The following is a 23,475-nucleotide window of genomic DNA, read 5'->3' on the forward strand; positions in this document are numbered from 1 at the left end:
TGATTATTATTAGATACTTTCATCGCAATTTTAGTCATAGTTTATGTACAAGATAAATACTGAGAAGGATGAGATATTTTTATTTTCTAACTTGACAACTTGAGCAGCCAGTTAAGTTTGCAACAAATTTGATTCTGGTTGATAAATATCTCATTATGGCAATTACAATACCTAACCCAACTATGGCAATTGCTGTATACACGATAGATTTAACTGGTGTATTAAGTATATTGCCTAGTTGATATACCACAACTGCAGAAGTATATGCCATTGCCGAGCTCCATATAATAGATAAAATAGCCCATCCTCTGGTAGATTCTCTAACTGTGGCACCAATTACAGATATACAAGGTATATATAATAGTACGAATAGTAAGTATGAAAATGCAGCTAGACCAGAGCTAAATTTACTTGTCATATTACCCATAGCAGAGCTACTCATATTAGCATCTGCCTCGTTACTTGTGATTGGGTTAAGATCCATATTGAAAAGGTTATCCCAAGTACTATATATAGCGTCTTTAAAGTTATCTGTAATACTGTAACTATCTGGAATACCCTGACTATCATCTTGTGTATAAAGAGTGTTTAAAGTACCTACAACAACCTCTTTTGCAAGCACCCCAGTCATTAAACCAACAGTGGCTTGCCAGTTATCATTATTAACTCCCATAGGTGCAAATATTGGAGTTATCTCTTTACCTGCATAGCTAAGAGCAGATTCGTTTTTAGTTACATTGATGCTATTTAGGCTTCCGATGATAACTGCTATTGGTACTATAACTTTACCTGCTTTAAGTAGGAATGATTTTAAACGATTCCAACTGTAGAGCATAATTGTACTAAAATGAGGTAAGTGATATTTTGGTATATCTAATACAAAAGGAGTTGCTTCATTTTTTAGGAATGTAAATTTAATAACATATCCTGTCAAAATTGCTGCAATAATTCCTAGTAAATAAAGTAAAAATATTACTGAAGCACCGTGGTCAGGAAAAAATGCTGTTGCAAATACTGAGAAGATAGCAAGCCTAGCGCCACATGACATAAATGGTGACATCATAATTGTCATTAAACGATCTTCTCGAGTTTCTAGAGTTCTTGAGGCCATAATTGAAGCAACATTACATCCAAAGCCAACAATCATAGGTACAAAAGCTTTACCAGAAAGTCCTATAGATTGCATAAATCTATCAATGACAAAAGCGGCTCTTGACATATATCCAGAGTCTTCAAGTAGAGATAAGAATATAAATAGGAAGCCAATTTGGGGGATGAATGCAAGTACTGTGTTAATACCTGTACCAAAGCCTTGGGATAATATCATAGTCAATTGTTCAGGTAGACCAATCATATTCGAGTAATATGCAACACCATCAATAAATACTGAAGCTGTAAAATCATCAAACAAAGGCTGTACTGCAGAACCAAATGTTATTGAGAAAAAGAACATTAGGTACATCATCATTAGGAACACAGGTATCCCTAAAAAACGGTTCATACATACAGAGTCCAATACTTGTGTTATGCTTCTACTGGATTTTGAAGCTGTATAGCTAACCGTGTTTTTAAGGATATCATCTACTATGCCATAGCGAGTTTCTGGTATTTTGTGTCCAGATTTCGCTATTAATTCTGAGTGCTCTGAAAGTAGTGCTTCAATATCAATATCTTGATTATCCTGTTCAAGTTGGATAGTTCGACCCTCATAAAGCTCTCCAGCTAGCCATAAGTTCGCTGTATCTGATTGACGTAGTTCTTGAAGTTGATTATCTAATCTCAATATCTCTTTAGGATAGTGAGATTTTAAGTCATAGTGTGAGGCCGACTGTGGTTTAGTGAGAGCGTTTTTAAGTTCATTTATTCCAACACCTTTTGAACCAATTACTGGAAAAACATTTATTCCTAAGAGTTTAGATAATTTGTCAAAATCAATTATAGTTCCACTTTTATTAGCGACATCTACCATGTTTACAGCTAGTATTATTGGAACATTTAACTCTAGTAGTTGTATGGTTAGGTACATACTTCTTTCAAGATTAGATGCATCTAAAACATTTATTATTGCATCCGGTTTCTCTTGTATAACATAGTTGAAAGCTATTTGTTCATCAATAGAGCTACTATCGGATGCTGATAGGCTGTATATACCGGGTATATCAACTATTTCAACTTGTTGATCATCAACTTTAAAATAACCAACTTTTTTATCTACTGTAACGCCAGACCAGTTACCTACCTTTTGATTAAGTCCTGTCAGTACATTGAAGATTGTTGTTTTACCACAGTTTGGATTACCAACTAAGGCATATCTCATAATTTGATCTCCTCTAGATCTAATAGGTCTAGTTCTTTTACACGTATGGAAATATCAGCATTTCTTACACTGACTTGGCATGGACCACCAAAAATAGCTTTACGTTTTATTTCTAGAGTTTTACCAGGTAATAAACCTAAGGATAAAAGTCTGTTTTTATATGCGACTGGGCAGCTCTGGAGGTACCCTTTGATTAAATATTTAGTATTAGTCTTATATTTTGACATTTACCTATTCCATAAATGATAATTATTATCAGTATCGGTGAATTGTAATTCATATCCCATTTTTTTTCAATATTTTTTGATTATTACTCAGGTGCTACTATTATCTCCATCTCAAAAGTTGCTATAAGAGTTATAATTGTTCTTTGTGCTGAAGTTCTAGTAGTAATATATGTTTTAAGTAGGATTGTGTAATGTATAACTCAAATTGTTGTCCTGATTTGGCACACCCAGAGAGGGATTTAATTACAAATACAATTACAAATATTGTAAATATAATTCCAAGCTGTTTATAAATGTATGTATTGTGTATAACTATTTACATATTTGTCTAAATTTAATAATATGTTTGTAATTATCGTTGCACCTTGAATTGCACCTTGAAATTAACTAAGTCATCAATAGCTAATATAACTCCAGCAGATAAGACTATAGACTATTACGATTCTGAAGTCAAAGGGCTTATATTAAGAGTATCAAAAACTGGCGTTATGTCATTTAGATTAAGATATACACTTAATAAAAAAACCAAGTTATATACCATTGGACAGCTTGGAGCTATTACGCTATTACAAGCTAAGACAGAAGCTCAAAGACTTAATGTATTAATTGCACAAGGTATAGATATTGTAGATAAGAAAAAGCAAGATATAAAAGATGCTCAATCTATTACTTATGGAGAATATTTAGAAGAGTTCTACTTTAAATGGTTCAAGAATAATCATAAGAGCTGGAAGAAAAATAATAGCTGGTTGAAGTATGTATGTCATGATCTATATAAAAAAGATATTGATTACGTAAACAACAAAAATAACATATCAAAATATTTAAATACATTAAAAGAATCTAAGCACTGGAGCAATGCAACTACAAATAGGGTTCTTGCAATGATTAAAGGTAGTATTAGTAGAGCTGTTGAGTATGGTTATATAGATAAAAACAATTTATCAAATTATAAAAAACTACCTGTTAAGAGTGAAAATATAAGATACTTACATGATGATGAAACTATAAGATTTTTTGATAATATTGATAATGTAAAAGAACCTTACAAAACTATAATATTATTTGCTTATTATACAGGTATGCGTAAAAGCGAGATATTGACTTTATCATGGGAAGATATAAACCATGTATCTAAATCAATAAATATAAAAGCTCACAAGACAAAAACTAACAAGTCTAGAGATGTACCAATACACTCCAAGCTATGGTTAGAAATTGAAAAAATGAAAATAAAAAAACATGGTTTAATTTTTACCAAAGAAACTGGCGAAGATATAAAACATTTTGAAAAACAGTGGAGATGCTTCAAGAAAAAAGCAGAGATAGAAAATTTTAGATTCCACGATTTAAGACATAATTTTTGTAGTATGTTAGTGATGAAAGGCGTACCTATATACACTGTAGCACAGTTAGCAGGGCATAGTGATGTTAAAACCACTCAGATATATGCACATCTAAGCCCTGATGTTAAGAAGTCTGCTGTAGATATGATTTAGTTATTTTTTTAGTGTATCAATTCCTAAAGCTCGCCACATATAAGTAGGTTTTAAGAAATTGTCTGTCAACATAGGTGTGTTATTGTTCATTTTAGCTTGTAGATCTATAATAGATTCTCTAATATATCTTTTAAGATCGTAAATCTTGGTAATTAAAAAATCTAGCTCACAAACTTGGCGATAAACATCATGACCTTGTTTATGAAATTCTCTAAGCATTTTTTGTAGTTCACTATCTTTTTTATCAAATAGAGTTTGATTAATAGGTTGTAATACATCTTGACTAGATTTGTACTTGACTGCTTTTCTAGTAGGAACTTCGCCACCTAGAAATGATACTAATTCAGTATAGTCTGATTGTAGTACATCTTTGTAGCTACCTACTTCAAATTTATCTTTTATCTGAGTGTAGATAGTTTGATAATGCTCTGAACTATTTTTTGCTTTGTGAGCTACTATCTGTTGGATTTTTCTTTGCTGTGCTGGTGTAAGAGTTTCTTGTTGATTCTCTAGTTTAGCTATCTTAGATTCTAATTCTTTGGTTTGCTGACTGATTAAAGTATCTTGCATAGCATTAAAAGCATTAATATATGCTATTTTAAATTCCATAGCTTTCTTGCCTGTAAAACCCATAGCAAGAAGCACGAAACCATCTTTAGTGATATTGTACTGCTTATATGTTCTTATAGCTCCGTTACCAGTTACAACATCTTTGAACGATAACGCAAAATTGCGTTCTCGATAATCGTTAGGTATATCAAGGCTTTCAATATCTCTTGTAACATTGCTATGACGCTTATTAAAGACTTTAGCAATATCATTACTGGTTGTTAGTATTTGGTTATTGTCTTGGAAGATTTTTATTTCTTTCATTTAGTTGTTCCTTTTAGTTTTTTATCAAAAATATCGGGTGGTTGATAACATGCTAAAAGATCATGCGCTTACACTTTCCCATTACTGGTCTTTTATGGCATAAGCCCACCCGAAACTTATATCGATAAACGGCTACTCAAAATTGAGTAATCGTTAAACTTCGGAATATTTTTGAAAGATTAATGTCGTAATCTATCCGTCTTTTAGCAGTGGGTTATCAAGCCCAACCCCTACAGAATAAAATAAAAAAAAGAGGTTGTCAATATTTAACATTATGAGTTAATAAGATGCTTAAAATCTTTATATTTTATTTTGTCTGATTCTCCTTTTTTATTGCATGTTTTAAGCTCACCTCTATCTATCATATTGTAGATAGTAGCTTTACTTCTATTTATAAGGACAGCAACCATAGCTACAGGATAAGCTATTTCATCATTGCTTGTATCAGATTTAATTTTACTTGCAAGTAACTCTATAGCATTAGCTAAAGGCTGTATGGCTTCTTGCACCTTATTTTGTATGATATCTTCTATGCTCATAACATCTCCTTTAAGCCACTTTAGGCAACATATTTATAAACTTGTTGATAAAATAAAGTTGAGCTTTACCAGTAACTTTATGATGCATAAGTTACCCCTTTTATAATTCTTGCCATTGTAGTCTTACCAACATTATATTTTATAGCCATCTTAGCAAAACTGGTTTTTGATTTATTGTACTCATTTCTAATGCTATATACCTCATCCATAGTGAATTTGCGTAGTTTACGAGCTGCCTCTTTACCTATATCACTAAGCCTTGAATAGTCTTGATTCTTGGTAACATCGTAAGAGTGTTTAGTGTTTTCTGAATTATTACACCATTCAAGATTTGAAATATGATTGTTACCCCTATCACCATCAATATGATTCACACAATTCCTGTTTGTATCTTTCTTTAAAAATGCTTTTGCAACAAGTCTATGTACAGACAATAATCTTGTTTTTTTATTGTCATCAAATAAATCAACCATAATATAACCATTCCTGTTTTTTTGAACAATACGCTCTTTTATAATATTTTGTTTATTATATCTTAGGCTTATTATCCTGCCGTAATTAGAAACAACATAATTACTATATCCTTTGATTATTTTAAATTCTTCATCTTTATGTTTTTGAAAATTTTGTTTAATAAGCTTTGCAAGCTCTCCTACAAGTATGGCACTTTTAGAAGCAGAAACAGCATCAGCAAATAATACTTTTGGTTTTTGCTGTTCAATAGTGTTTAAAGCTATTTGTTTTTTCTCTACTTCATCTGCCCATGCTCGAGCTGCGATAGCTGGATTAGTGAAGTCAGGCAATTGTAAAGAATTACTTAATAGCTGTTTTTCACACTCTATGAAATATTTTCTAGCTTGCTTACCTTTTTCACTTCTTTGTAACATAGATATTTCTTTTGCCATATCAATAGTAATAATATAATCAATTTGAGTAGCATTGTTCGCTTCCATTTTTTTATGGAGGCGGATATAGTCTATATTTTCCTCAAACTCATATTTATCTATTCTATTTTTTATCCATGTTGAAAAGTCTTGCTTACTTTCTAAAAAACTATATAACTCTCTAGCATTAACACTATTAATCGCTTCACTGCCTATTTTATTTTTTGATATTTCTATATTCATAATATTCTCCTTACCTATAATTTAATGTGGCAAAGTATTGATATATAAGGCTTTCATTACTTGTTACGCATACCAACACTTATAAAATTTGTATTTGATTACTTATATGAAACCTTTGTACTTAAAGGCTTTGATTGTGGTTTAATTGCTTGACTATATTATTTATATATTCTCAAATTCTTTTTTTAGTTCTAGGTATTTTTGATACCTTCTATCTCTAGGACTTGTTTTGTTTTCATCTTCAATTTTTAATTTATCAAAAATTTTTTTAAATTTATCCTCAACAAAATTCTCTATCTCTTTTTCATCATTTGAAACAATAAATGAGATAGGTAATCTGATATTTCCATGCTCATTATCAATATCATGAGATTTTTCTAGTCTTAGATAAATATGTTCTTCTTCTATATCTTCAATATATGTATAATCGTAAAAATATTCAAAGTAACTAAGCTTATTTTTAACTCTTTGTTGGAGTTCAGCGTTATCAATACTATCCAGTTTTTTTATCACATTAAAGTTAATACTTTTATATACTTCATCACATCGTTCTTCTAATTCATCATTAAGCTTTTTATATAAAACAATATCTTCTTTATTCATTATCTTTCTCCCATAAATATAATCCAGCTTTGTAAACTGCTTCAAATTCTGTTGGATATTCAAAAGATTGTGTAGGCTTATTTAGAAAATGCATATTTGCTTTATATCCTTTGCCTTTTTTATTCCACCCGCTATATATACCATTATTAAATTTATCTTTAACCCACTCCTTAATTCTGTGCATTAGTTCGTATTTGTTTACTTCGAAGTCATAACTATAATCTCTCATTATGCGTATTAATTGTTCATTGTTATATTTTATTGAATCTCCACCAATATCCTTGCGAATCTTACAACCCAAAACATCACTCAAAAAATCTTTATTTAGCTCCATTGCTTTCTCCATCTTGAACATATTTCAACTCATATTCACAATCCTCTAAAGCATTTATTATCGACTGAATCCTTGATTTTAGATTATTAATGTCTTTATCGTACAAGTGCAATGATGCAATAGATAGATAGCTATTCTTATTCTTTAATTTGCTATAGTTTTTACCATTACACATGTTTGCAAAGTAAATACCATTATCTTGTAACCAAATCCTGATGTAATATTTGTCTGTATGACAGTTTGTGTTAAGCTTTATTTTCATTTAAGACTCCTTAATAAGCTTTATGATATTTTTTCCAACCCATACCCATTATCTATACAAAGATGCTCATTTCTCACAAGCTTATAATTGCTAAATTTTTTGTTAAAAATATTAAAATGCTTTGATTGCTTTAGTTTTGCAACTATGTTAGCTGGGTTAATTCTTGCCAATTCTTCCTCTTTAGTTAGATATGACATCTTAATACCGTTAATTCTATTATTTTCATAAAGCTTGTCTTTTTCTTCTTTATGCTTACATATCTTATAGATATCATCTTTATGTATAAATCTAGCTCTACCATGTCCAGCAGGTGCTATATCTTCATAAGTTTGCAAATTCAAATCATTAATATAGTTGTTAATACTTTGTCTAGAAACGCCCATTAGGTTAGCAAGCTCTAAGCAAGTCATATCGTTTTTTACTTCAACAATATTATTATTAAAAACAAAATTTCTTCTACTGTATTTATTTTTTCTTATGAACTCCTGTATCTCTTTTGCTTCAGATTCAGTAACATATTTGTACCATCTACCACCATTACCATGCTGTTTAGGATATATACCAAGCTCCCTAATTCGGTAATTAAGAGCAGTTCTTGATATGGATATTTCTTGGCTTAATTCTTTTAATTTAACTTGATTAATCATCACACACCTCATTAATAAGTTTCATTATCCGCCCCGGCGTTTCTTTTACCCAGCAAATATTAGAATCATCTTCATTACAAGGCTCATAATCCATATACATATCATCTTCTTTATTGCCAAACCTAATCCAAGTACCGTTAAATTCAATATCATGATGAAATGCAAATATCTTATTGATATTCACAAACACCGCATAATCAGTCCCATAAGGGTGTAATTTTATAAACTTACTCATTGTTGGATACCTCCTCCATGTCGACTATAAACTCATTATTTGATCTCGCATCTTACCAGCGATTTTTTTACCAGATAATTCAATTCTTTCAATAACTGCAACATTGGTTAACTTACCATCTGATATAGCTTGAGACCATGCGCTTTTGTTTTTTGAAAAATCATCCCAAGAATACCAATCCTCATCCTTTTGAATACTTTGTTTACTGCTACTTTGCTTTGGTATGCTTTGAGCATCATCATCCTCTTGAGTTAATCCAGCAATAGCACTCAAGCAATATCTTCTCGCATAAGTAAGACCTGCTCCCTGCTGTTGTAAGTTATTACAACTTTTCATTGGCACATTTTCTAGGTCAAAATATGACTTAATCCATTGCCCGCTAGAGTGCATTAGCATAGTAACGAGCATTTGCTTGCCATTTTCATGGCTTTGTATTAATTGAGTAACACTAAGCCCATTTTTAGCAAAAGGCTCTCTTAAAGCCTCTAAACAGCTTGCCAAATCAGCATACTTATAACCGTACGCTTGCTTATCTTTTGACACATTTTGTATTTCGCTTTGAGCTTTGCATAATGATGTTGCAATCTCATTAATGTTTTCGCTATGTAAATCCATTTCATAAACCCTTATATAATTATTTAATCAACAACCTCTTATCATCATTAACCAGCCTAGCTCCAAGAATATCTTGTCCAGCTTTCAAAGCTTTTTTAATCAATGTTTTGTTAGGTACAAATTCAATCTTACCCAAGTCTTTTGGTATCTGTGCATCATCATCTATGACAACTTTTTCAATACCTGCTGGTACAGATAATTTAATAATTCCAAAATCGAACTTATCGCCTTGACTGACATTCTCAAGAACGTAATCTTTTAACCTTTCTACTAGGTTATCTTTAGTCTTTTTAAGATTTTGAAGTCTTTTAATCTCTTGCTGAATCGCTAAAGAATCAGCCTCTAAGCTCTTAATATAAAGCAATATGTTTTTAATCTTCTCTTGCTTATCCATTTGAAGCTTATCTAAAAGCTCATTGTATTGCTCTTTGCTTATAACTTCTCCAGTTTCAGTATTTGCTACCATGTCATCTAAATCAAGAATGTTATTGATAGCTTGCTCAAGCTCATGTGAAATTTGATATAAATTACTCATTTCTTAACTCCGTTAAACTCTCTATATTCATCTGCAAACTTTTTAAAGTCTTGTTTGCTTAAACTTCTTAACTGCCTAAATGTAGGCATCTGAAAAAACGGATTAGCTGGGTGTTGTATGTTCATAATAATCACCTACTTAATAACAATTCGCTTGTGCTCTCTTACAAGCCTTACACCTTGTATATCTAAGCCTAGCTTTAAAGCTTTCTTTAAGTCTGCTTTAATTGGTTTGTATTCAACTTTCATGAAGTCAGTAGGTATCTTTGCCTCATCATCAATTTCGACCCTTTCAAGACCTTTAAGTACTGATATGGATATATCATCAAAATCATGTTTCTCACCTTGTTGCATATTATCTAAAAGATATTTTTTAAGTCTTTCTACTTGATTAGCTCTTACTGATTTCTTTTGCTGTATAGCTTTTATTCTCTTTGATAGCGCTTCAACTTCAGCTTCTACAGACTCAATATAAAGCAAGATGTTATGTATCTTATCCTCTCGCTTCATTTCAATATCTGATAGCATTTGCTGATATTCTTCTTGTGTGTGGACTTCGCCAGTTTCTGAATTTACGCTAAACTCATCTACTTCAAGATAGTTGTTTAGCATCTCGTATAGTTCACTATTTATGTTGTATAAATTTCTCATCTCAATAACCTCTCCTAAACATTTTCTTAACAAAAAGATAAATACTTGCTATCTTTTTAGATTTAAAATCTTTAATAATTTTCCAGTAGTTTTTATCATCATAGACAACGTAAACATTACCTTTTCTTAATAAGTATCTTTGTTCTAATCTAAGCATCTGAATCACCACTTAAACCATATTTGTTCTTAATCCATTCGATTGCTTCAAAATAAATTTCTTCACCAAGATCTAAATCATCGCAAATAATCATGCACCCACATTCTTCTTTTTCATTATTTATATACGCTTCAACTCTTATTTTATTTTTACTCATCTTTAACCTCCAAAATCTGTCTCAATATAGGCTTCCATTTTCTCCACCACTTCAAGGCTTCTTTACCATCCATGGCTATAATTTCTTTATCGGTAAAATTCCACCATTCATCAAATGTGTGATTCTCACAACCTATTTTTATGTGATTATCAGTAGCAGTAATGTTGTATATTTCATAATTAATACTTAGTACTTTTTTTGAAACCCTAGCATCGCCAAAAACCCTAGCATCGCCAAAAACCCTAGCATTGCCGTAAACCCAAGCATTGTCGTAAACCCAAGCATTGCCGGAAACCCAAGCATTGTCGTAAACCCTAGCATCGCCAAAAACCCTAGCATTGCCGGAAACCCAAGCATTGTCGTAAACCCAAGCATCGCCATAATGACTTAGATTATCTTCTTTACTAATAAAACCTCCTAATTCGCCTTTGATAACGTTGCCAAAACTTACTAAAGCTTTTATTCTAAAAATCTTTCTACCTAAAAAATCCAATTTAAATTCTTTTGTTAATTTATATTTTTCATAACATCTCCTAAGCCACCAATGCTGGCAAGTTTTTATTTTCTACTACTTCAAATTTTTTCATTAATACTGAGTACGCTCTGTAATCGTGATAACAACCTGAATTATCGTAACGAGGGTTATTACAGTTGTAATCAATATCGAACTTGATATTTACCCAAGCATTAACAATTAAGTTATCACTCAACTTAATTTCTATTTCGTGGTCATCATTCAAATAACCATTATCGAAGTCGATTAAGTGCATACTATGAGTTCCTTTATTGAAATCTAAAATAATGTGCCAAATATTCTCAACTTCTTCATCTAGACACTCAGACAAGAAAGTTTTCATCTGCTCATCATCAAGCTTTGATACTTCTAAGTTATCTAGCTCAATCTCGTAAAATTCTGATAGGTCTATAATGTTTCTAGTACTCATAATTCATCTCCAAAATCAAAAAATCTAACAGCATCCTCAATATCTCCCATGACATTATTTGCATCTCGAATAACTCTTTTAAGTCTTTCATTTTGATGATTAACTCTCTCAAAACTCTCAATTAAAAGATTAAAATCAAATTCATGCTCGGTATCTCTAAGAAACGACTTAATCATTTCTATTGCTATTTGTGTACTATCCATAATCATCTCCTTTTATATAAAACTTATAAGTGATGCTCCACGTGTTGTGCGGTTGTGTGTGTAAATCAATAGAGCATCATTTATAGGTTCTAGTTACATTAATGGATAGCTCGCATTGCGCCCTGTAAATTAATAAATTCGCAAGCTATCTACTAATGTAATTAGCAACCTTATCTTTCACTTACTTAGCAACAAACTCTATTTATGTCGCTCTGTTCGGTTATCATTCAGGTTTTAGGTTTTTAAGTATCTTCTTTAGTTGTCATCACTCGACTAACTGTAAATATATTGTAAAGCTCACTTTACACATTGTCAACAAAAATTGTAAAATAATTGTAATTTATTTACATATAATTTACACAAATATTTTTAACTGCTGTAAAATAAAGGTGTTGAATGGTTGTGAAAATTGAAAATTAAGGATTTAAAAAATGACAGAGATACAGAAAAGAGATGAAGCCTATAAAGAATTATTTTATCAGCAATGCAAAAAAGAATTTTTTATAAATAGGGTAATTAATAATGAATTGAATGACTTAGACCTAGACTATATACTTTATATTAAAGATAAACTTAAAAATGTAAGGGATATATTCATGGAGCCATCACAGGGTCTAGCTATGATTAAGTTAACTAAAGAAGCTTTCAATCTGCTAAACAATATACGTAACAAAGGCAAAATAAGTAAAAAAGAAATATCGGAGCTAGAAGATTATATGCTTGAAATGAAACATAATCTTAATGATGCTTATGATAAAATTTTTGAGTTACATGAAAAGCTAAATGAATTATCTAAACAGTCACAAATTGCTGATTACAAGAAATGCACTAATTGTGGGAAAGAAATGAGATTTACTGATTTTGTAATAAATAATAAAATCCCTGAATTTGCTAGAGGTGTATATAAAGATTATAAATATCGCTGCGATGACTGCAATGTGGAAATAATTGTTCCATGTCCTGATTTAGGTAAAAAATGAAAAAACTAATCCCAATATTACTAGCAATAATTATACTTCAATTATCATATTTGTGTTTTGAGTCTTACACATCATCTGCAATATTGCATGAGTTAGCAAAAGCAGAATGTGACAATAACTATCCAAATATGTGTAAATTTTTAGATAAAAAAGAATTTGATAAGAAAGGGTTTGTTAAGATATAAACTGTCTTGCTGGTGGTATAACAGCCTTAACAACACCTTTGATAGTAACTTGACTACCTTTAGGTATTACAAAGCCATCGCGACCTAAATACTTTTCATTTAATGGTTCTAGATACATATTGCCAACTTCTCCAGTAAGAAGCTTTACAGTAGCTTCATTATTGCCCTCTATGTAGGCAACAACAATATCCCCAATGTGATAATTTTTCTTAGTGTCTACAACTAGATATTCATCAGGGTATAAACATTTCTTATGAGATTTATTTAGCATACTATCGCCGTTAACCTTAACAATAAAGTCTTTGTCTGGGTCAAAATCAACATTTGGAGGTAATATTATTTGCTCAAGTTCAGAAGTATCTATATTAGACAAGCTAGTGAAGTGTCCAGCTTGTACGTAATCAAGAACTGGAGCATAAATAACTTTTTTAGCTTCTTTTGAAAGATTGTAAAAGTCCTGCTTGGTAGCTTCCTCTTTTTTATAAACATCCGTACCAATTTTATATAAATCCAATACATCTAGAAGTTTATCTAATGTATCATCGTGAGGCTTCTTATCTGTATCTATCCAAGAATCAAGAGTAGGTCTACTTGTACCTACTGTTTTAGATACATACATTTTTGTTAATTTAAGCTCTTTCATTCTTTGTGATATTAAATCGCCAGTTAATTTCATAGCTAATATCTCCTTAATTAGGGCACTAGAAATAATATCAAAAAAATGTAGATGTGTAAAATACGCTTTACAAAAAATTAACAAATAATTGTAAAGTTTTAGTAGATAAATCTTGCTTATTTTTTACATTTGATGTAATATTTATGTAAAGTTAAATGAATGGGTACTTACATGAATCTTGAAGACTTAATAAAAGAAGCTTCTAATTTAGTGGGCAATGAGTCAATAGTAGCTAAAAGAATTGGTGAAACAAGACAAAATTTAAGATATCACAAAATATACAACTCTAATAATCTTCATAAAAAAGTAGTTAAGGATTTAATAAGAAGGCTTAAATCACTAATAAGAAGAGAAAAAAGTAAATTAGAAAAAGGTGTTAAGCAATGAGTATAGAAGCATTAGACTGGGCATTTAATCAAGATGTTAAGCAATCATCAGCTAAGTTGGTTCTATTATCATTGGCTAATTATGCAAATGATGATGGTGTTTCTTATCCTAGCTGGGCAACATTAGAAGAAAGATGTACTTCTTCAAGAAAAACTATCTATAGATCAATAAAAAATCTTAAAGAATTAGGTCTTATTGAAGAGGTTTCAACTGACTATATCCCTAAGAAATATTTTAAGAATCAAAATTGTTATAGATTAGTTTTTGATAGTGTCAAAATTACACCAGTGTCAAAATTACACCAGTGTCAAAATGACCCTGATACTAGTGTCAAAATGACAAAAAATACTAGTGTCAAAATGACACCCAAATATAAAGAACAGTTTAATAAACCATCATTAAACGACGTTATTAGCTTTATCGTATCCAAAGGCTACTCTGAAGATTTAGCAAATATTGTTTATGAGACTTATGATTCTAACGATTGGAAAGATTCACACAATAACGTTATCAAGAACTGGAAGCTAAAGATAGTTAACAACTGGTTATCTAAAGAACATAACGACAAGTACAAGATTAATCAAAATGTTAAACCGATAGATCTAAACAATCTGCGCAGATATAGATTCACAACTAATCAGGCTTTTGAAAAGTTTAATGATTTGCATGATAACAAATTCATCTTGGTCGAAGATGGATATATAAGGCTAAAAGGTAGTATCTAATGGAAAATTTAAATGTGTTAAAAACAACTTTGTTTAATACTTTCTTGACTGCTAAACAGGATATTAGAAAGTGCACAGCAATGCTAAAGAAGTATTCTAGTAATCGAAATAAATCAGATTATGAATCAATAGTTGCTTATCTAAACTCTTGTTCAAGTTCAATAAAGAATAGCGACAATAAGCAGTATAAGGTCGTTAGTTCTATAGATAGAGTATCTGAAAGAATATCCAAGATGACTATAAGAAATTGCGACAATGATGAGATTGTAAAAAGCTACTTAAACTACTTGATGAGGTTAATAAATGAAATCCTTTAATAAACAAGACATAAGAGATATAAGCACATCTAAGTATGAGCAAATACTTGATGATTTACAACTTGATGTTAATGATAATATCATCTCTAATGCAGAAAGAAACGCCACAGCTGATAGAAAAAGAGAAGACTTAATAAATGAATATTTAGAGTATTTTAAAGATGATATAAGCCCTAAAGATTATATAAGTGAATACAATGAAATAAATAACTTATTAACTGCTGTTGAAAAGGATTATGTTACTTATGATATATCGAATATAACAGCTAAAAATAAATATAAAGATTACCTAAAATCTCTCGATATAGAGAGAAAAAATAAAATAGAAACTGGATTTCATGCCTTTGATAATGAAGTTAAAGGTATTAGCTCAGGATTAACTATTGTTACAGGTCTTAGTTCGCTTGGTAAGAGTACTTTTTGTACACAATTAGCAGACCAAATAGCAATGAGAGGCGATAAAGTCCTATATCTTAACGCTGAGATGCAAGATAGTCATGTTTTTAGTAAATCTATTACTAGATTAAGTGGCAAATATCAGCAACTTAGCTTCTATGACATATTAACAATTAAAGATTGTCAATTTCAGCCAAAAATAGACAGCTTCGTTAATTCTATTAATGACTTCAACACTTTTGCAGATAATCTAATAATCAAACAAGTTAGTAAAAACTGGGGTTCTGAATTAAGACAAGACATTAAGGCATTAACAAAGATTAATGACAATAAGCCACCAGTAGTTTTTATCGACTATATCCAAATACTTCCTACACTGCCAGAGTCTCAAAGTAGAGGTAATGAATACGTAGCTATTAATGAGACTGTGAGCGAGCTTAAAAGCATTATACAAGAAACAGGAGCTTACATAGTAGCTATCTCTAGTTTAAGCCGTGCAAGCTATGAAAAAGGTATTTCTTTAAGCTCATTAAAAGCAAGTGGTAATTTAGAATATTCTGCTGAAATGGTATTAGCTATCGAGCCTTGTAGGGATGAATTATGCGAGGGAGAGCCTATTTACGATAATAAAAAACAGCTATTTAATACCGACTTAATCAATACATGGAAAAAGCTTGATGAAAAAGTTGTAACCGTGAGAGTGCTTAAAAATCGAATGGGTCGTACAGGACATTCTTTTGATTTATTGTTTGAGAGTGCTAAGGCTAAATTTACTGAAAGTAGTATATAGGGGTTGATCATGTCAGAAGTAATTATCACAGTGTCAGCATATCCGCCAAGTGCTAATGATTTATATAAGCGCAATGCTAACGGTAGCCAAAGGCTATCAAAAGCACATAAGCAATTTAGAGATGAGATATTTTATTCTGCTTTATCTAGTAAAGAGATAGAGCAATACCCAGTAGAAATAAGCGTTTATTTATATATGAAAGATAAGCGTTTAAGGGATGTTGATAATGTTAATAAAACTGTTCTGGATGGCTTAGTTAAGGCGAAAGTTTTGAGAGATGATAACTGGAAGTATGTAAGAAGTGTAAAGACTGAGATAGTTTCACTTTGCCCAGTTAAGCAAGGTAAAACACTAATAAGGATCAAAAAATACGATGGTGGGAGTATATGAGTAGTTTAAATAATCAACAGTTATATAACAAAATTTTAACGACCGTTAAAAGCGTTTCTAGTGAGAGCTATGTGACTTTTGATAGCAGGGAATATATAGCAGTTGTTAATAATATCTTGAAAGGAGAAAAGAAAGAGTATAGAGCAACCACATTGTTAGAGTTGAAAGAAATAGTTGATGAGGTGATTAATGGTTAAAGATTGTAAAGATTGCAAATTTTATAAAAAGCTAATTATGGACAAATACGAATTTTGTAGATTGCACGGAGCAATAACATCAGCATCGCGTTCATATGATTGCGGAGTTGAAGATGCTAAACATTTCACACCTAAAAAAAGAATTTTTCAAAGAGTCAAAACAATTGAATATTTATGTTCTAAGTGTCATAAAAGAAAGATTTCAAAGGAGATTAAATAATGACAAATAAACAGTTTAATGATGCTTTGCAAGATTCAGCTAGTGAGCTTAATTTTATTGATAATTTAAGACAAGAACAAAGCAAAAAATTTAGAGAAAAAACAGAACATTGTAACAGTCTTATGGATGCTCATTGTGAGTATGAAGTTAAAGTTGAGAACGAGATAGTTGGCGATGCTGTAGAGCTTGAAGATAATCAAATAATGCTTAGTTGTGGGCGTGTTATAAAGATTTAAAATTAAAAAAAATAAGGATAATAAAATGTTAATGAAAATTATTGGATTAGTAAGATTTGTAAGGGATGTCGAATTGTCGCAAACTGCATCAGGTATGTCTGTAGCTAAAGGTACTTTTGTTAGTTCTGAAAAATACAAAGATCAAGAATCAAGTCTATTTCAGGATTTTGTTTGTTTTGGTAAGCAAGCAGAAGTTTTATCTCAGTATTCCGGAAAAAAAGGACAGCAAATATATGTTACTGGTAAGCTCAAAACAGAAAGCTGGGAAGCAAAAGACGGAACTAAAAAAAGCAAAAATGTAATGACTTTAGAAAGTTTTGATTTTGTATCTAGTGCCAATCAATCACAATCACAGCCACAACCGCAAAGACCTGCTCAAGATTATAAGCAAGCTCCACAGTTTAATGCTAATAATTTTGATGATGATATACCGTTCTGATGACCATAAAAATTAATTCTCAGGCAACCAAAGGATCAAAATATGAAAAGTATGATAGTAAATAATGGCTGGTGGAATGATTTAAGCGCAGAGAAGATATTTGAATACATAGAAGAGGAGATTGTTAATTGGCATGGTTTAAGCCTTGAAGATGTAAGAGAACAGTTACATTTATCACCAGTGGAAGTGATAGAAAAATACGACAGTGAAGAAGATAAAAGCATTATCAAAGAATCTGTAATAGCTACAGAAAATGATGTAGATGTTATTGAAAAAGTCATTAAGTCATTAGAGATATTGCTTGACGATAAGAAAGAGTTGTTACGAAGATTCAGGGTTGCATACTCAACTCAAATTAATATGGATGATCCTTATTGGGCAAAAAAAACAGATGAAAGGGCGCAAATGTCTTTGTTAGATTAGGTAAATAAAATCAGCACTAATCAACATATCTTATAATTTATCAAGTTAAGACTAAGGTTTCATTGTTACCTCCTCAACACTCGCTAGCGGTGTGGTCTGAAGCTAGCTTTTTTTATATAAATTATAGGGTTATCAAGTGAAATATACTTTTTTAGATGCAGTTTTAACTTTTTCTATTATTTGCATTATTATAAGCCTGCTTGCTAGTTGCTCAATGATGCCTGATAGTTTACCAAGCATAGGTTCTAAGAGTATTTCAGGTGGTGCTAGTGGTGGAACTGTTGGAGAAGCTAGTGTTAAAGCAACTGCTGGTGATTCTGAAAGCTATGAACGATCTATAGTAGATAAAACAGAAACCACTCAAAAGCAAGAAAATGAAACATCTCAAGATAAAATGCAGGTTGCTGGATATATCAAAGATCAAAGTAAAAATTCATCATCAACACATACAAAAACAGCTACAGATGATGACACTTACACAGCAAGTGTAATTAATTTTGCCGAGACTATACAAAATAGGATATTTAGCTTTATAGAAAATAACTTTAATGCCTTGATATTAGTATTTATATTTTGGCTTGGAGGAATGGTTAGAGAGCGTACAATCAAGAGGCTTGGTAATGACAAATAATAATGAGATAAATGCTAGTGATGTTTATTACAAGCTTGGAGAGATTCATGCAGATGTTAGAGGTCATGAGCATAGAATAAGTACCACAGAAAAAATACTTAAAAATCATGATAGCAGAATAACTACACTCGAAACAAATAAAGAAGTTAAAGAAGAGACAAGCAATATTATTACCAAGTACCTAACAAGGGGTCGAGTAATACTTTTAACATTTATAGCGATAGCTTCTGGAATAGTTACTATTGCTTATAAGTTGCCTAACCCACAGCAACAAGCAGAGATATTAAAACTGGAGCAAAAGAGATGAGTAAACTAACGCCACAACAGGAGATATTTGCACAAGAATATGTTAAGTGTGGTAATGCTACTCAATCTTATAAAATTGCTTATCCCAAGGCTGAAAAGTGGACAGAATCAGCAGTGTGGAACAAAGCTAGCAGTATTTTAAGAAATGGTAAGGTTTTGGCTAGGGTAGAGGAATTAAAAAAAGAGCTAGCTGATAAGAATTTATGGACAAGAGAAGATGCTGTTAAAGTACTAAAAGGATTAGCTTTAGATGATAGAGTTTTGATTTTTGCTGATGATAATGGTAATCAAAAAATGCAAATAGCAGTAAAAGATACTGATAGAATCAATGCAATTAAAGAATTAAACAAAATGCACGGTTTCGAAGCTGACAAAATTGTAGACCATAAATCAAGCGATGGATCTATGTCGCCAAAAATACCTGAAATAATAATAAATCCAATAACCAATAAATGATATGGAATTTGATGTCCAAGAGCCATTTTTAGAAGCTTTAAAAGATGGTGATATATATCGCTACATTGTTTTATATGGTGGTCGTGGTGGTGGTAAATCTTGGGAAATTGCTCAAATATTAATAATTAAGTCATTTAGGACAAATAAAGTAATTCTTTGTGGTCGTGAATTTCAAAACTCGATAAAAGATTCTGTACATGGATTAATTAAAGCAACAATCAAAAGACTAAACCTTGATGAATATTTCACAATTACTGATAATGAGATAAGAAATAATAGCACAGGCTCAAAGTTTATTTTTAAGGGATTAAAACATAATGTAGAAAGCATTAAGTCTATGGCTAACATTATTGCTTTGTGGATTGAGGAGGCTGAAACATTATCTGCTGAAAGTTGGAGAATAATTAAACCAACTATACGAGAAGAAAACTCACAGATATATATTACATTTAACCCTAAAGATATCAATGGAATTATTTATCAAGACTTTATAGTCAATAATCCACCACCAAAGAGCTATGTAAGAAAAATAAACTTTGATGAGAATATACACTTCCCTGATGTTTTAGAAGATGAAAGAGCTTGGCAAGAAAAAGCAGATTATGAACTATATAGACATATATGGCTTGGTGAACCTCTAATAATAAGCGATGCTCAAGTATTCAAAGGTAAGTTCAAAGTAGATCATTTTGATATTGATAATAGCTTTGTTAGTCCATTACATGGTTTAGACTTTGGATTTTCTCAAGATCCTACAACAGCAATTAGATTATATATCAAAGATAATAGATTATACATTTACGAGGAAGCTTATAAGGTAGGTTTAGAGTTAGATTACACGGCTGAATATATTAAAAATCACATACCAGATATAGATCAATATGTAGTAAGGGCTGATAATGCGCGACCAGAGTCAATAAGCTATCTAAAAAGACATGGTATACCAAGAATGACTGCAGTTGAAAAAGGAAAAGGAAGTGTTGAGGATGGTATAGCATTCATGAAGTCTTTCGATGAAATAATAATACATCCAAAATGTAAGAAAACAGCAGAAGAGTTTAGTTTATACAGCTACAAAGTTGATAAGCGAACTGATGATATATTAACTACTCTTGAAGATAAGCATAATCATTGTATAGATGCTATTAGATACGCTTTAGAACCTTTAATGAAAAAAAGAAATGGCTTTATTGGCAGGTCTCGAAAATCCGTATGGTAAGACTTGTCTTAAACTCTCTATAAGTATTTTTATCAAAGATTTTTAATGTCAGTTTCTGAAGCTAAAAAAGAGTATACATCTAACCATGAAACATGGTCAATGATACGTGATTGTATCATCGGCGATAAAGCTATTAAAAAAGCTACTACTGAGTACCTGCCTTTTCCTAATGGTGCTGAAAATAAAAAAACAGATGATCCTTTTTATCAGCGATATCTTAATCTGGCAATGTTCTATAACGTTGTTGGGCGTACCCATGATGCTTTGTTAGGCTTGGCTTTTAGAGATAAGCCACACATTAAATTAGCCAAAGAAATAGAGTATTTACTAGAAGATGCTACAAGCACAGGTGAAACACTACAACAATTTGCTAAACAATGTACTAGTGAAAATCTAGCTTATGCGCGATGTGGAATATTGGTGGATTATCCAAATATTGAAGAATCACCGACCATAAAGCAGAAAGAAGAAAACTACATAAGAGCTACTTTACAATATTACTCTACATTTAATATTATCAACTGGCGAGAAACTAAGATTGGCGCTAAGTCAATGCTTAGTATGGTTGTGCTTAGAGAATGTGTAGAAAAAGAAGTCGCTGGAGATGAATTTAAAGTGGAGTATGAAGATCAATACAGAGTTCTTAGAATAGATAGAGACAATGGTAATTACATCCAAGAAGTATACAATAAAGATGAAGTTTTAATTGACATCTTTGAGCCTAGAAATGCTAAAAACCAACCATTTAAGTATATACCTTTTATTCTTGTTGGTGCAGATTGTAATAATAGCCTTATAGATCAGTCGCCAATGTATGATTTGGCTGTTCTTAATATTAAACATTATCAATTATATGCTGATAATGCTATAAAGATGCACTTTCAAGCTTTACCTAGTTTGTTTATTGAGGGTGTAGATAGAGAAGATAGAGAAGATATTGACCAGATTAAATTAGGAGCAACTAGCGCTAATTGTATCCCTAGAGATACTAGAGCTTATTTCTTAGAGGTTAGTAGTGATAGTGCTTTATCTCAAGAGATCAAGAATCTTGAAGATAAGATGATAGCTTCAGGTGCTAGATTATTACGTGATAGCGTGCAAGAGACAGCCACTACAACAAGAATAAAAGCAAGCACAGAGAATGCCACTCTAGCTAATGTAATCAATAATATTAATGAAGCTGTTAAAATGGCTCTTGATATCGCTTTAGAATTTGAGTCTACTAATCCAAAATATAATGATAATGAGTTTCACATATCAACTAACTTTAGCGATGAGGAGTTTGATGCTCAAAAACTACAATCTCTTAATGCTAGTTACTCAATTGGAAATACTCCACAAAGTGCTGTTATAGATTATCAAAAAAGAACTGGTATCATAGGCAAAGACAAGAAAGATGAAGAGATTATAGCAGAAATAGAGCTTAGTAATGATCGTGAGTTAATGAATCAAGAGGATATCTAATGTCCAATGCTTTTGAAAATGATCTTATTAAACGTAATGTCTTAAACCAAAGGCTACTTGGTACATTACGTAATATACTGACTAATCAAGATTCTCAGCTAGAAAAAGAGTTATTAGCTTATATATCAAAACATGAAATTAAGACAAAAAGAGAAATAAACAACCTTAAAAAAATAGTTAATAAATTCTATACAGGTGATGATTTATCAGAGATTAAACAAGAGTTTCAAGAAGTACTAACTGATTTCGCTTTAGCTGAAGCTGAACAGCTAGAAAAGTCATTTAATAAGGCTACAATTAAAAGTATTACAGCTACAGGACTTACAGCAAGTCAAGCGTCTACATTGGTATCATCATCATTTGTAGTTAATCAAACGGTTAACGAGTTTTTAGACAATTACGCATACAAACAAAGAGAAGAGATTGTTAAGTTAGCAAGACTTGCATATTCTCAAGGGCTCACGCAACAAGAATTGAGTAATCTTATAATAGGAACTAAAGATTTTAATTATAATAATGGTTTCTTTAATAAGCGTGCCAAGACTGCTCAAACAATAGCTAGAACGACTTTAAATGGTGTTGCTAATAGTGCCAGAGAGTCTTTTTATAAAAACAATAGTAAATATATAGCTGGTGAAAAAATAAACGTTACATTTGACTCTAGAACTTCGCCAATATGTCAAGCTTACGGTGCAGAAGATAAGGTATATAATGTTGGTGAAGCTCCAGTTCCTCCTTTTCACCCTAATTGCAGGTCAACAATAATACCAGTAATTAAAGATGAATACGATATCTTTACTCAAGGAAAAACTAAGCCAGCTGTAGGAAGTGATGGAGTAGAGCAAATACCACGAAATCAGAGATATGATACTTTTTTAAAAAATCAATCAGTAGAGTTTCAAAAAGAAGCTTTAGGAGCAACAAAATATAGGCTATTTAAAAATGGTGTTGAGTTAGAGAAGTTTGTAGATAGTTCAGGTAAGCCTTTAAGTGTTGCTCAGTTGAAAGTTAAGTATGATGAGTTGTTATAATTTATACAACTAGTCTTATGACAAGCCTATAAGTGACCTGTACCAAGATAAATAAATTGTTCATGTAGAAAACTTATCAGCAA

Annotated in this window: 39 protein-coding genes; 19 read left to right on the top strand and 20 right to left on the bottom strand. The window is 31.3% G+C overall.

Features of this window, described 5'->3' with window-relative positions; all coding sequences use genetic code 11:
• Positions 1–79: 79 nt before the first annotated feature.
• The gene (feoB, locus tag F0R75_RS00275) at positions 80–2,317 is read right to left on the bottom strand and encodes a Fe(2+) transporter permease subunit FeoB (RefSeq protein ID WP_146420809.1); all 2,238 of its coding nucleotides are present in this window, start codon (positions 2,315–2,317) and stop codon (positions 80–82) included.
• Positions 2,314–2,544 (bottom strand): FeoA domain-containing protein, encoded by a 231-nt coding sequence (locus F0R75_RS00280; RefSeq protein WP_149368785.1) that lies wholly within the window; start codon positions 2,542–2,544, stop codon positions 2,314–2,316. Before F0R75_RS00280 ends, feoB begins: the two co-directional genes overlap by 4 nt.
• Positions 2,545–2,921: 377 nt before the next feature.
• Here F0R75_RS00280 and F0R75_RS00285 point away from each other — a divergent pair, with 377 nt between their 5' ends.
• On the top strand, positions 2,922–4,043 hold the full coding sequence (locus F0R75_RS00285) for a site-specific integrase (RefSeq protein ID WP_187985976.1): 1,122 nt from the start codon (positions 2,922–2,924) through the stop codon (positions 4,041–4,043).
• Here F0R75_RS00285 and F0R75_RS00290 read toward each other — a convergent pair whose 3' ends face one another.
• The 17 genes from F0R75_RS00290 to F0R75_RS00355 all read right to left on the bottom strand — a co-directional run bounded on the left by F0R75_RS00290 (position 4,044) and on the right by F0R75_RS00355 (position 11,924).
• Positions 4,044–4,916: a Rha family transcriptional regulator gene (locus tag F0R75_RS00290; RefSeq protein WP_149368783.1), complete on the bottom strand. Its 873-nt coding sequence runs from the start codon at positions 4,914–4,916 to the stop codon at positions 4,044–4,046.
• A 272-nt stretch (positions 4,917–5,188) separates the two neighbouring features.
• Positions 5,189–5,455 carry a MerR family transcriptional regulator gene (locus tag F0R75_RS00295; protein ID WP_149368782.1) on the bottom strand — a complete coding sequence of 89 codons (267 nt, stop codon included), beginning with the start codon at positions 5,453–5,455 and terminating at the stop codon, positions 5,189–5,191.
• Between the two features lie 77 nt (positions 5,456–5,532).
• Positions 5,533–6,582, bottom strand: a complete 1,050-nt coding sequence (locus tag F0R75_RS00300) for an antA/AntB antirepressor family protein (RefSeq protein ID WP_149368781.1) — start codon at positions 6,580–6,582, stop codon at positions 5,533–5,535.
• A 162-nt stretch (positions 6,583–6,744) separates the two neighbouring features.
• Complete coding sequence (locus F0R75_RS00305) at positions 6,745–7,185, bottom strand: hypothetical protein (protein WP_149368780.1); 441 nt, start codon at positions 7,183–7,185, stop codon at positions 6,745–6,747.
• Complete coding sequence (locus tag F0R75_RS00310) at positions 7,178–7,519, bottom strand: hypothetical protein (protein ID WP_149368779.1); 342 nt, start codon at positions 7,517–7,519, stop codon at positions 7,178–7,180. Before F0R75_RS00310 ends, F0R75_RS00305 begins: the two co-directional genes overlap by 8 nt.
• A complete protein-coding gene (locus F0R75_RS00315) occupies positions 7,506–7,781 on the bottom strand; it encodes a hypothetical protein (protein ID WP_149368778.1) in 276 nt (91 codons plus the stop codon). The genes F0R75_RS00310 and F0R75_RS00315 overlap by 14 nt, the downstream gene beginning before the upstream one ends.
• Before the next feature lie 20 nt (positions 7,782–7,801).
• Complete coding sequence (locus F0R75_RS00320; RefSeq protein WP_187985975.1) at positions 7,802–8,428, bottom strand: YfeC-like transcriptional regulator; 627 nt, start codon at positions 8,426–8,428, stop codon at positions 7,802–7,804.
• Positions 8,421–8,663, bottom strand: a complete 243-nt coding sequence (locus tag F0R75_RS00325) for a hypothetical protein (protein WP_149368776.1) — start codon at positions 8,661–8,663, stop codon at positions 8,421–8,423. Before F0R75_RS00325 ends, F0R75_RS00320 begins: the two co-directional genes overlap by 8 nt.
• A 24-nt stretch (positions 8,664–8,687) precedes the next feature.
• On the bottom strand, positions 8,688–9,278 hold the full coding sequence (locus tag F0R75_RS00330; protein WP_149368775.1) for an ERF family protein: 591 nt from the start codon (positions 9,276–9,278) through the stop codon (positions 8,688–8,690).
• A 19-nt stretch (positions 9,279–9,297) separates the two neighbouring features.
• A complete protein-coding gene (locus tag F0R75_RS00335) occupies positions 9,298–9,813 on the bottom strand; it encodes a siphovirus Gp157 family protein (RefSeq protein WP_149368774.1) in 516 nt (171 codons plus the stop codon).
• On the bottom strand, positions 9,810–9,938 hold the full coding sequence (locus F0R75_RS10280) for a hypothetical protein (RefSeq protein WP_262875364.1): 129 nt from the start codon (positions 9,936–9,938) through the stop codon (positions 9,810–9,812). The genes F0R75_RS00335 and F0R75_RS10280 overlap by 4 nt, the downstream gene beginning before the upstream one ends.
• 9 nt (positions 9,939–9,947) lie before the next feature.
• Positions 9,948–10,463, bottom strand: coding sequence for a siphovirus Gp157 family protein (locus F0R75_RS00340; protein ID WP_149368773.1), 516 nt, complete (start codon positions 10,461–10,463; stop codon positions 9,948–9,950).
• Position 10,464: 1 nt separating this feature from the next.
• The gene (locus F0R75_RS10105) at positions 10,465–10,620 is read right to left on the bottom strand and encodes a hypothetical protein (protein WP_187985974.1); all 156 of its coding nucleotides are present in this window, start codon (positions 10,618–10,620) and stop codon (positions 10,465–10,467) included.
• Complete coding sequence (locus tag F0R75_RS10110) at positions 10,613–10,777, bottom strand: hypothetical protein (protein ID WP_187985973.1); 165 nt, start codon at positions 10,775–10,777, stop codon at positions 10,613–10,615. Before F0R75_RS10110 ends, F0R75_RS10105 begins: the two co-directional genes overlap by 8 nt.
• Positions 10,770–11,270 carry a hypothetical protein gene (locus F0R75_RS10115; RefSeq protein WP_188030137.1) on the bottom strand — a complete coding sequence of 167 codons (501 nt, stop codon included), beginning with the start codon at positions 11,268–11,270 and terminating at the stop codon, positions 10,770–10,772. Before F0R75_RS10115 ends, F0R75_RS10110 begins: the two co-directional genes overlap by 8 nt.
• Positions 11,271–11,310: 40 nt before the next feature.
• Positions 11,311–11,721 (bottom strand): hypothetical protein, encoded by a 411-nt coding sequence (locus F0R75_RS00350; protein ID WP_149377123.1) that lies wholly within the window; start codon positions 11,719–11,721, stop codon positions 11,311–11,313.
• Positions 11,718–11,924 carry a hypothetical protein gene (locus F0R75_RS00355; protein WP_149377124.1) on the bottom strand — a complete coding sequence of 69 codons (207 nt, stop codon included), beginning with the start codon at positions 11,922–11,924 and terminating at the stop codon, positions 11,718–11,720. Before F0R75_RS00355 ends, F0R75_RS00350 begins: the two co-directional genes overlap by 4 nt.
• A gap of 431 nt (positions 11,925–12,355) precedes the next feature.
• Here F0R75_RS00355 and F0R75_RS00360 point away from each other — a divergent pair, with 431 nt between their 5' ends.
• Together F0R75_RS00360 and F0R75_RS00365 are read left to right on the top strand one after the other, a co-directional pair.
• Positions 12,356–12,904, top strand: a complete 549-nt coding sequence (locus F0R75_RS00360; RefSeq protein WP_149377125.1) for a hypothetical protein — start codon at positions 12,356–12,358, stop codon at positions 12,902–12,904.
• Complete coding sequence (locus F0R75_RS00365; protein WP_149377126.1) at positions 12,901–13,089, top strand: hypothetical protein; 189 nt, start codon at positions 12,901–12,903, stop codon at positions 13,087–13,089. Before F0R75_RS00360 ends, F0R75_RS00365 begins: the two co-directional genes overlap by 4 nt.
• Here the strand turns inward: F0R75_RS00365 and F0R75_RS00370 are convergent.
• Entirely contained in the window at positions 13,079–13,765 is a 687-nt protein-coding gene (locus tag F0R75_RS00370; protein WP_149377127.1) for a LexA family protein, read from the bottom strand. The two genes, F0R75_RS00365 and F0R75_RS00370, sit on opposite strands and share 11 nt — an antisense overlap.
• 159 nt (positions 13,766–13,924) lie before the next feature.
• Here F0R75_RS00370 and F0R75_RS00375 point away from each other — a divergent pair, with 159 nt between their 5' ends.
• The 16 genes from F0R75_RS00375 to F0R75_RS00450 all read left to right on the top strand — a co-directional run bounded on the left by F0R75_RS00375 (position 13,925) and on the right by F0R75_RS00450 (position 23,392).
• Positions 13,925–14,152, top strand: coding sequence for a hypothetical protein (locus F0R75_RS00375; protein WP_149377128.1), 228 nt, complete (start codon positions 13,925–13,927; stop codon positions 14,150–14,152).
• Positions 14,149–14,877, top strand: a complete 729-nt coding sequence (locus F0R75_RS00380; protein WP_149377129.1) for a helix-turn-helix domain-containing protein — start codon at positions 14,149–14,151, stop codon at positions 14,875–14,877. Before F0R75_RS00375 ends, F0R75_RS00380 begins: the two co-directional genes overlap by 4 nt.
• Positions 14,877–15,194, top strand: coding sequence for a hypothetical protein (locus tag F0R75_RS00385; protein ID WP_149368765.1), 318 nt, complete (start codon positions 14,877–14,879; stop codon positions 15,192–15,194). Before F0R75_RS00380 ends, F0R75_RS00385 begins: the two co-directional genes overlap by 1 nt.
• Complete coding sequence (locus tag F0R75_RS00390) at positions 15,181–16,380, top strand: DnaB-like helicase C-terminal domain-containing protein (protein ID WP_149368764.1); 1,200 nt, start codon at positions 15,181–15,183, stop codon at positions 16,378–16,380. Before F0R75_RS00385 ends, F0R75_RS00390 begins: the two co-directional genes overlap by 14 nt.
• Before the next feature lie 9 nt (positions 16,381–16,389).
• The gene (locus F0R75_RS00395; protein ID WP_149377130.1) at positions 16,390–16,770 is read left to right on the top strand and encodes a RusA family crossover junction endodeoxyribonuclease; all 381 of its coding nucleotides are present in this window, start codon (positions 16,390–16,392) and stop codon (positions 16,768–16,770) included.
• Positions 16,767–16,967, top strand: coding sequence for a hypothetical protein (locus F0R75_RS00400; RefSeq protein ID WP_149377131.1), 201 nt, complete (start codon positions 16,767–16,769; stop codon positions 16,965–16,967). The genes F0R75_RS00395 and F0R75_RS00400 overlap by 4 nt, the downstream gene beginning before the upstream one ends.
• A gap of 37 nt (positions 16,968–17,004) precedes the next feature.
• Positions 17,005–17,187 (top strand): hypothetical protein, encoded by a 183-nt coding sequence (locus F0R75_RS00405; RefSeq protein ID WP_149377132.1) that lies wholly within the window; start codon positions 17,005–17,007, stop codon positions 17,185–17,187.
• The gene (locus tag F0R75_RS00410) at positions 17,187–17,423 is read left to right on the top strand and encodes a hypothetical protein (RefSeq protein ID WP_149377133.1); all 237 of its coding nucleotides are present in this window, start codon (positions 17,187–17,189) and stop codon (positions 17,421–17,423) included. Before F0R75_RS00405 ends, F0R75_RS00410 begins: the two co-directional genes overlap by 1 nt.
• Positions 17,424–17,448: 25 nt before the next feature.
• Positions 17,449–17,862, top strand: coding sequence for a single-stranded DNA-binding protein (gene ssb, locus F0R75_RS00415; RefSeq protein WP_149377134.1), 414 nt, complete (start codon positions 17,449–17,451; stop codon positions 17,860–17,862).
• A gap of 42 nt (positions 17,863–17,904) precedes the next feature.
• The gene (locus F0R75_RS00420; protein ID WP_149377135.1) at positions 17,905–18,285 is read left to right on the top strand and encodes a hypothetical protein; all 381 of its coding nucleotides are present in this window, start codon (positions 17,905–17,907) and stop codon (positions 18,283–18,285) included.
• Between the two features lie 136 nt (positions 18,286–18,421).
• A complete protein-coding gene (locus tag F0R75_RS00425) occupies positions 18,422–18,916 on the top strand; it encodes a hypothetical protein (protein ID WP_149377136.1) in 495 nt (164 codons plus the stop codon).
• Entirely contained in the window at positions 18,906–19,223 is a 318-nt protein-coding gene (locus F0R75_RS00430) for a hypothetical protein (RefSeq protein ID WP_149377137.1), read from the top strand. The genes F0R75_RS00425 and F0R75_RS00430 overlap by 11 nt, the downstream gene beginning before the upstream one ends.
• Positions 19,220–19,678 carry a terminase small subunit gene (locus tag F0R75_RS00435; protein ID WP_149377138.1) on the top strand — a complete coding sequence of 153 codons (459 nt, stop codon included), beginning with the start codon at positions 19,220–19,222 and terminating at the stop codon, positions 19,676–19,678. Before F0R75_RS00430 ends, F0R75_RS00435 begins: the two co-directional genes overlap by 4 nt.
• Position 19,679: 1 nt before the next feature.
• Positions 19,680–20,897 carry a PBSX family phage terminase large subunit gene (locus tag F0R75_RS00440; protein WP_149377139.1) on the top strand — a complete coding sequence of 406 codons (1,218 nt, stop codon included), beginning with the start codon at positions 19,680–19,682 and terminating at the stop codon, positions 20,895–20,897.
• 45 nt (positions 20,898–20,942) lie between these two features.
• On the top strand, positions 20,943–22,361 hold the full coding sequence (locus F0R75_RS00445) for a DUF4055 domain-containing protein (protein ID WP_149377140.1): 1,419 nt from the start codon (positions 20,943–20,945) through the stop codon (positions 22,359–22,361).
• A complete protein-coding gene (locus F0R75_RS00450; RefSeq protein ID WP_149377141.1) occupies positions 22,361–23,392 on the top strand; it encodes a minor capsid protein in 1,032 nt (343 codons plus the stop codon). Before F0R75_RS00445 ends, F0R75_RS00450 begins: the two co-directional genes overlap by 1 nt.
• Positions 23,393–23,475 lie beyond the last annotated feature (83 nt).

Origin of the sequence: Francisella marina, assembly GCF_008369785.1 — a bacterium.
Taxonomy (GTDB): domain Bacteria; phylum Pseudomonadota; class Gammaproteobacteria; order Francisellales; family Francisellaceae; genus Francisella; species Francisella salimarina.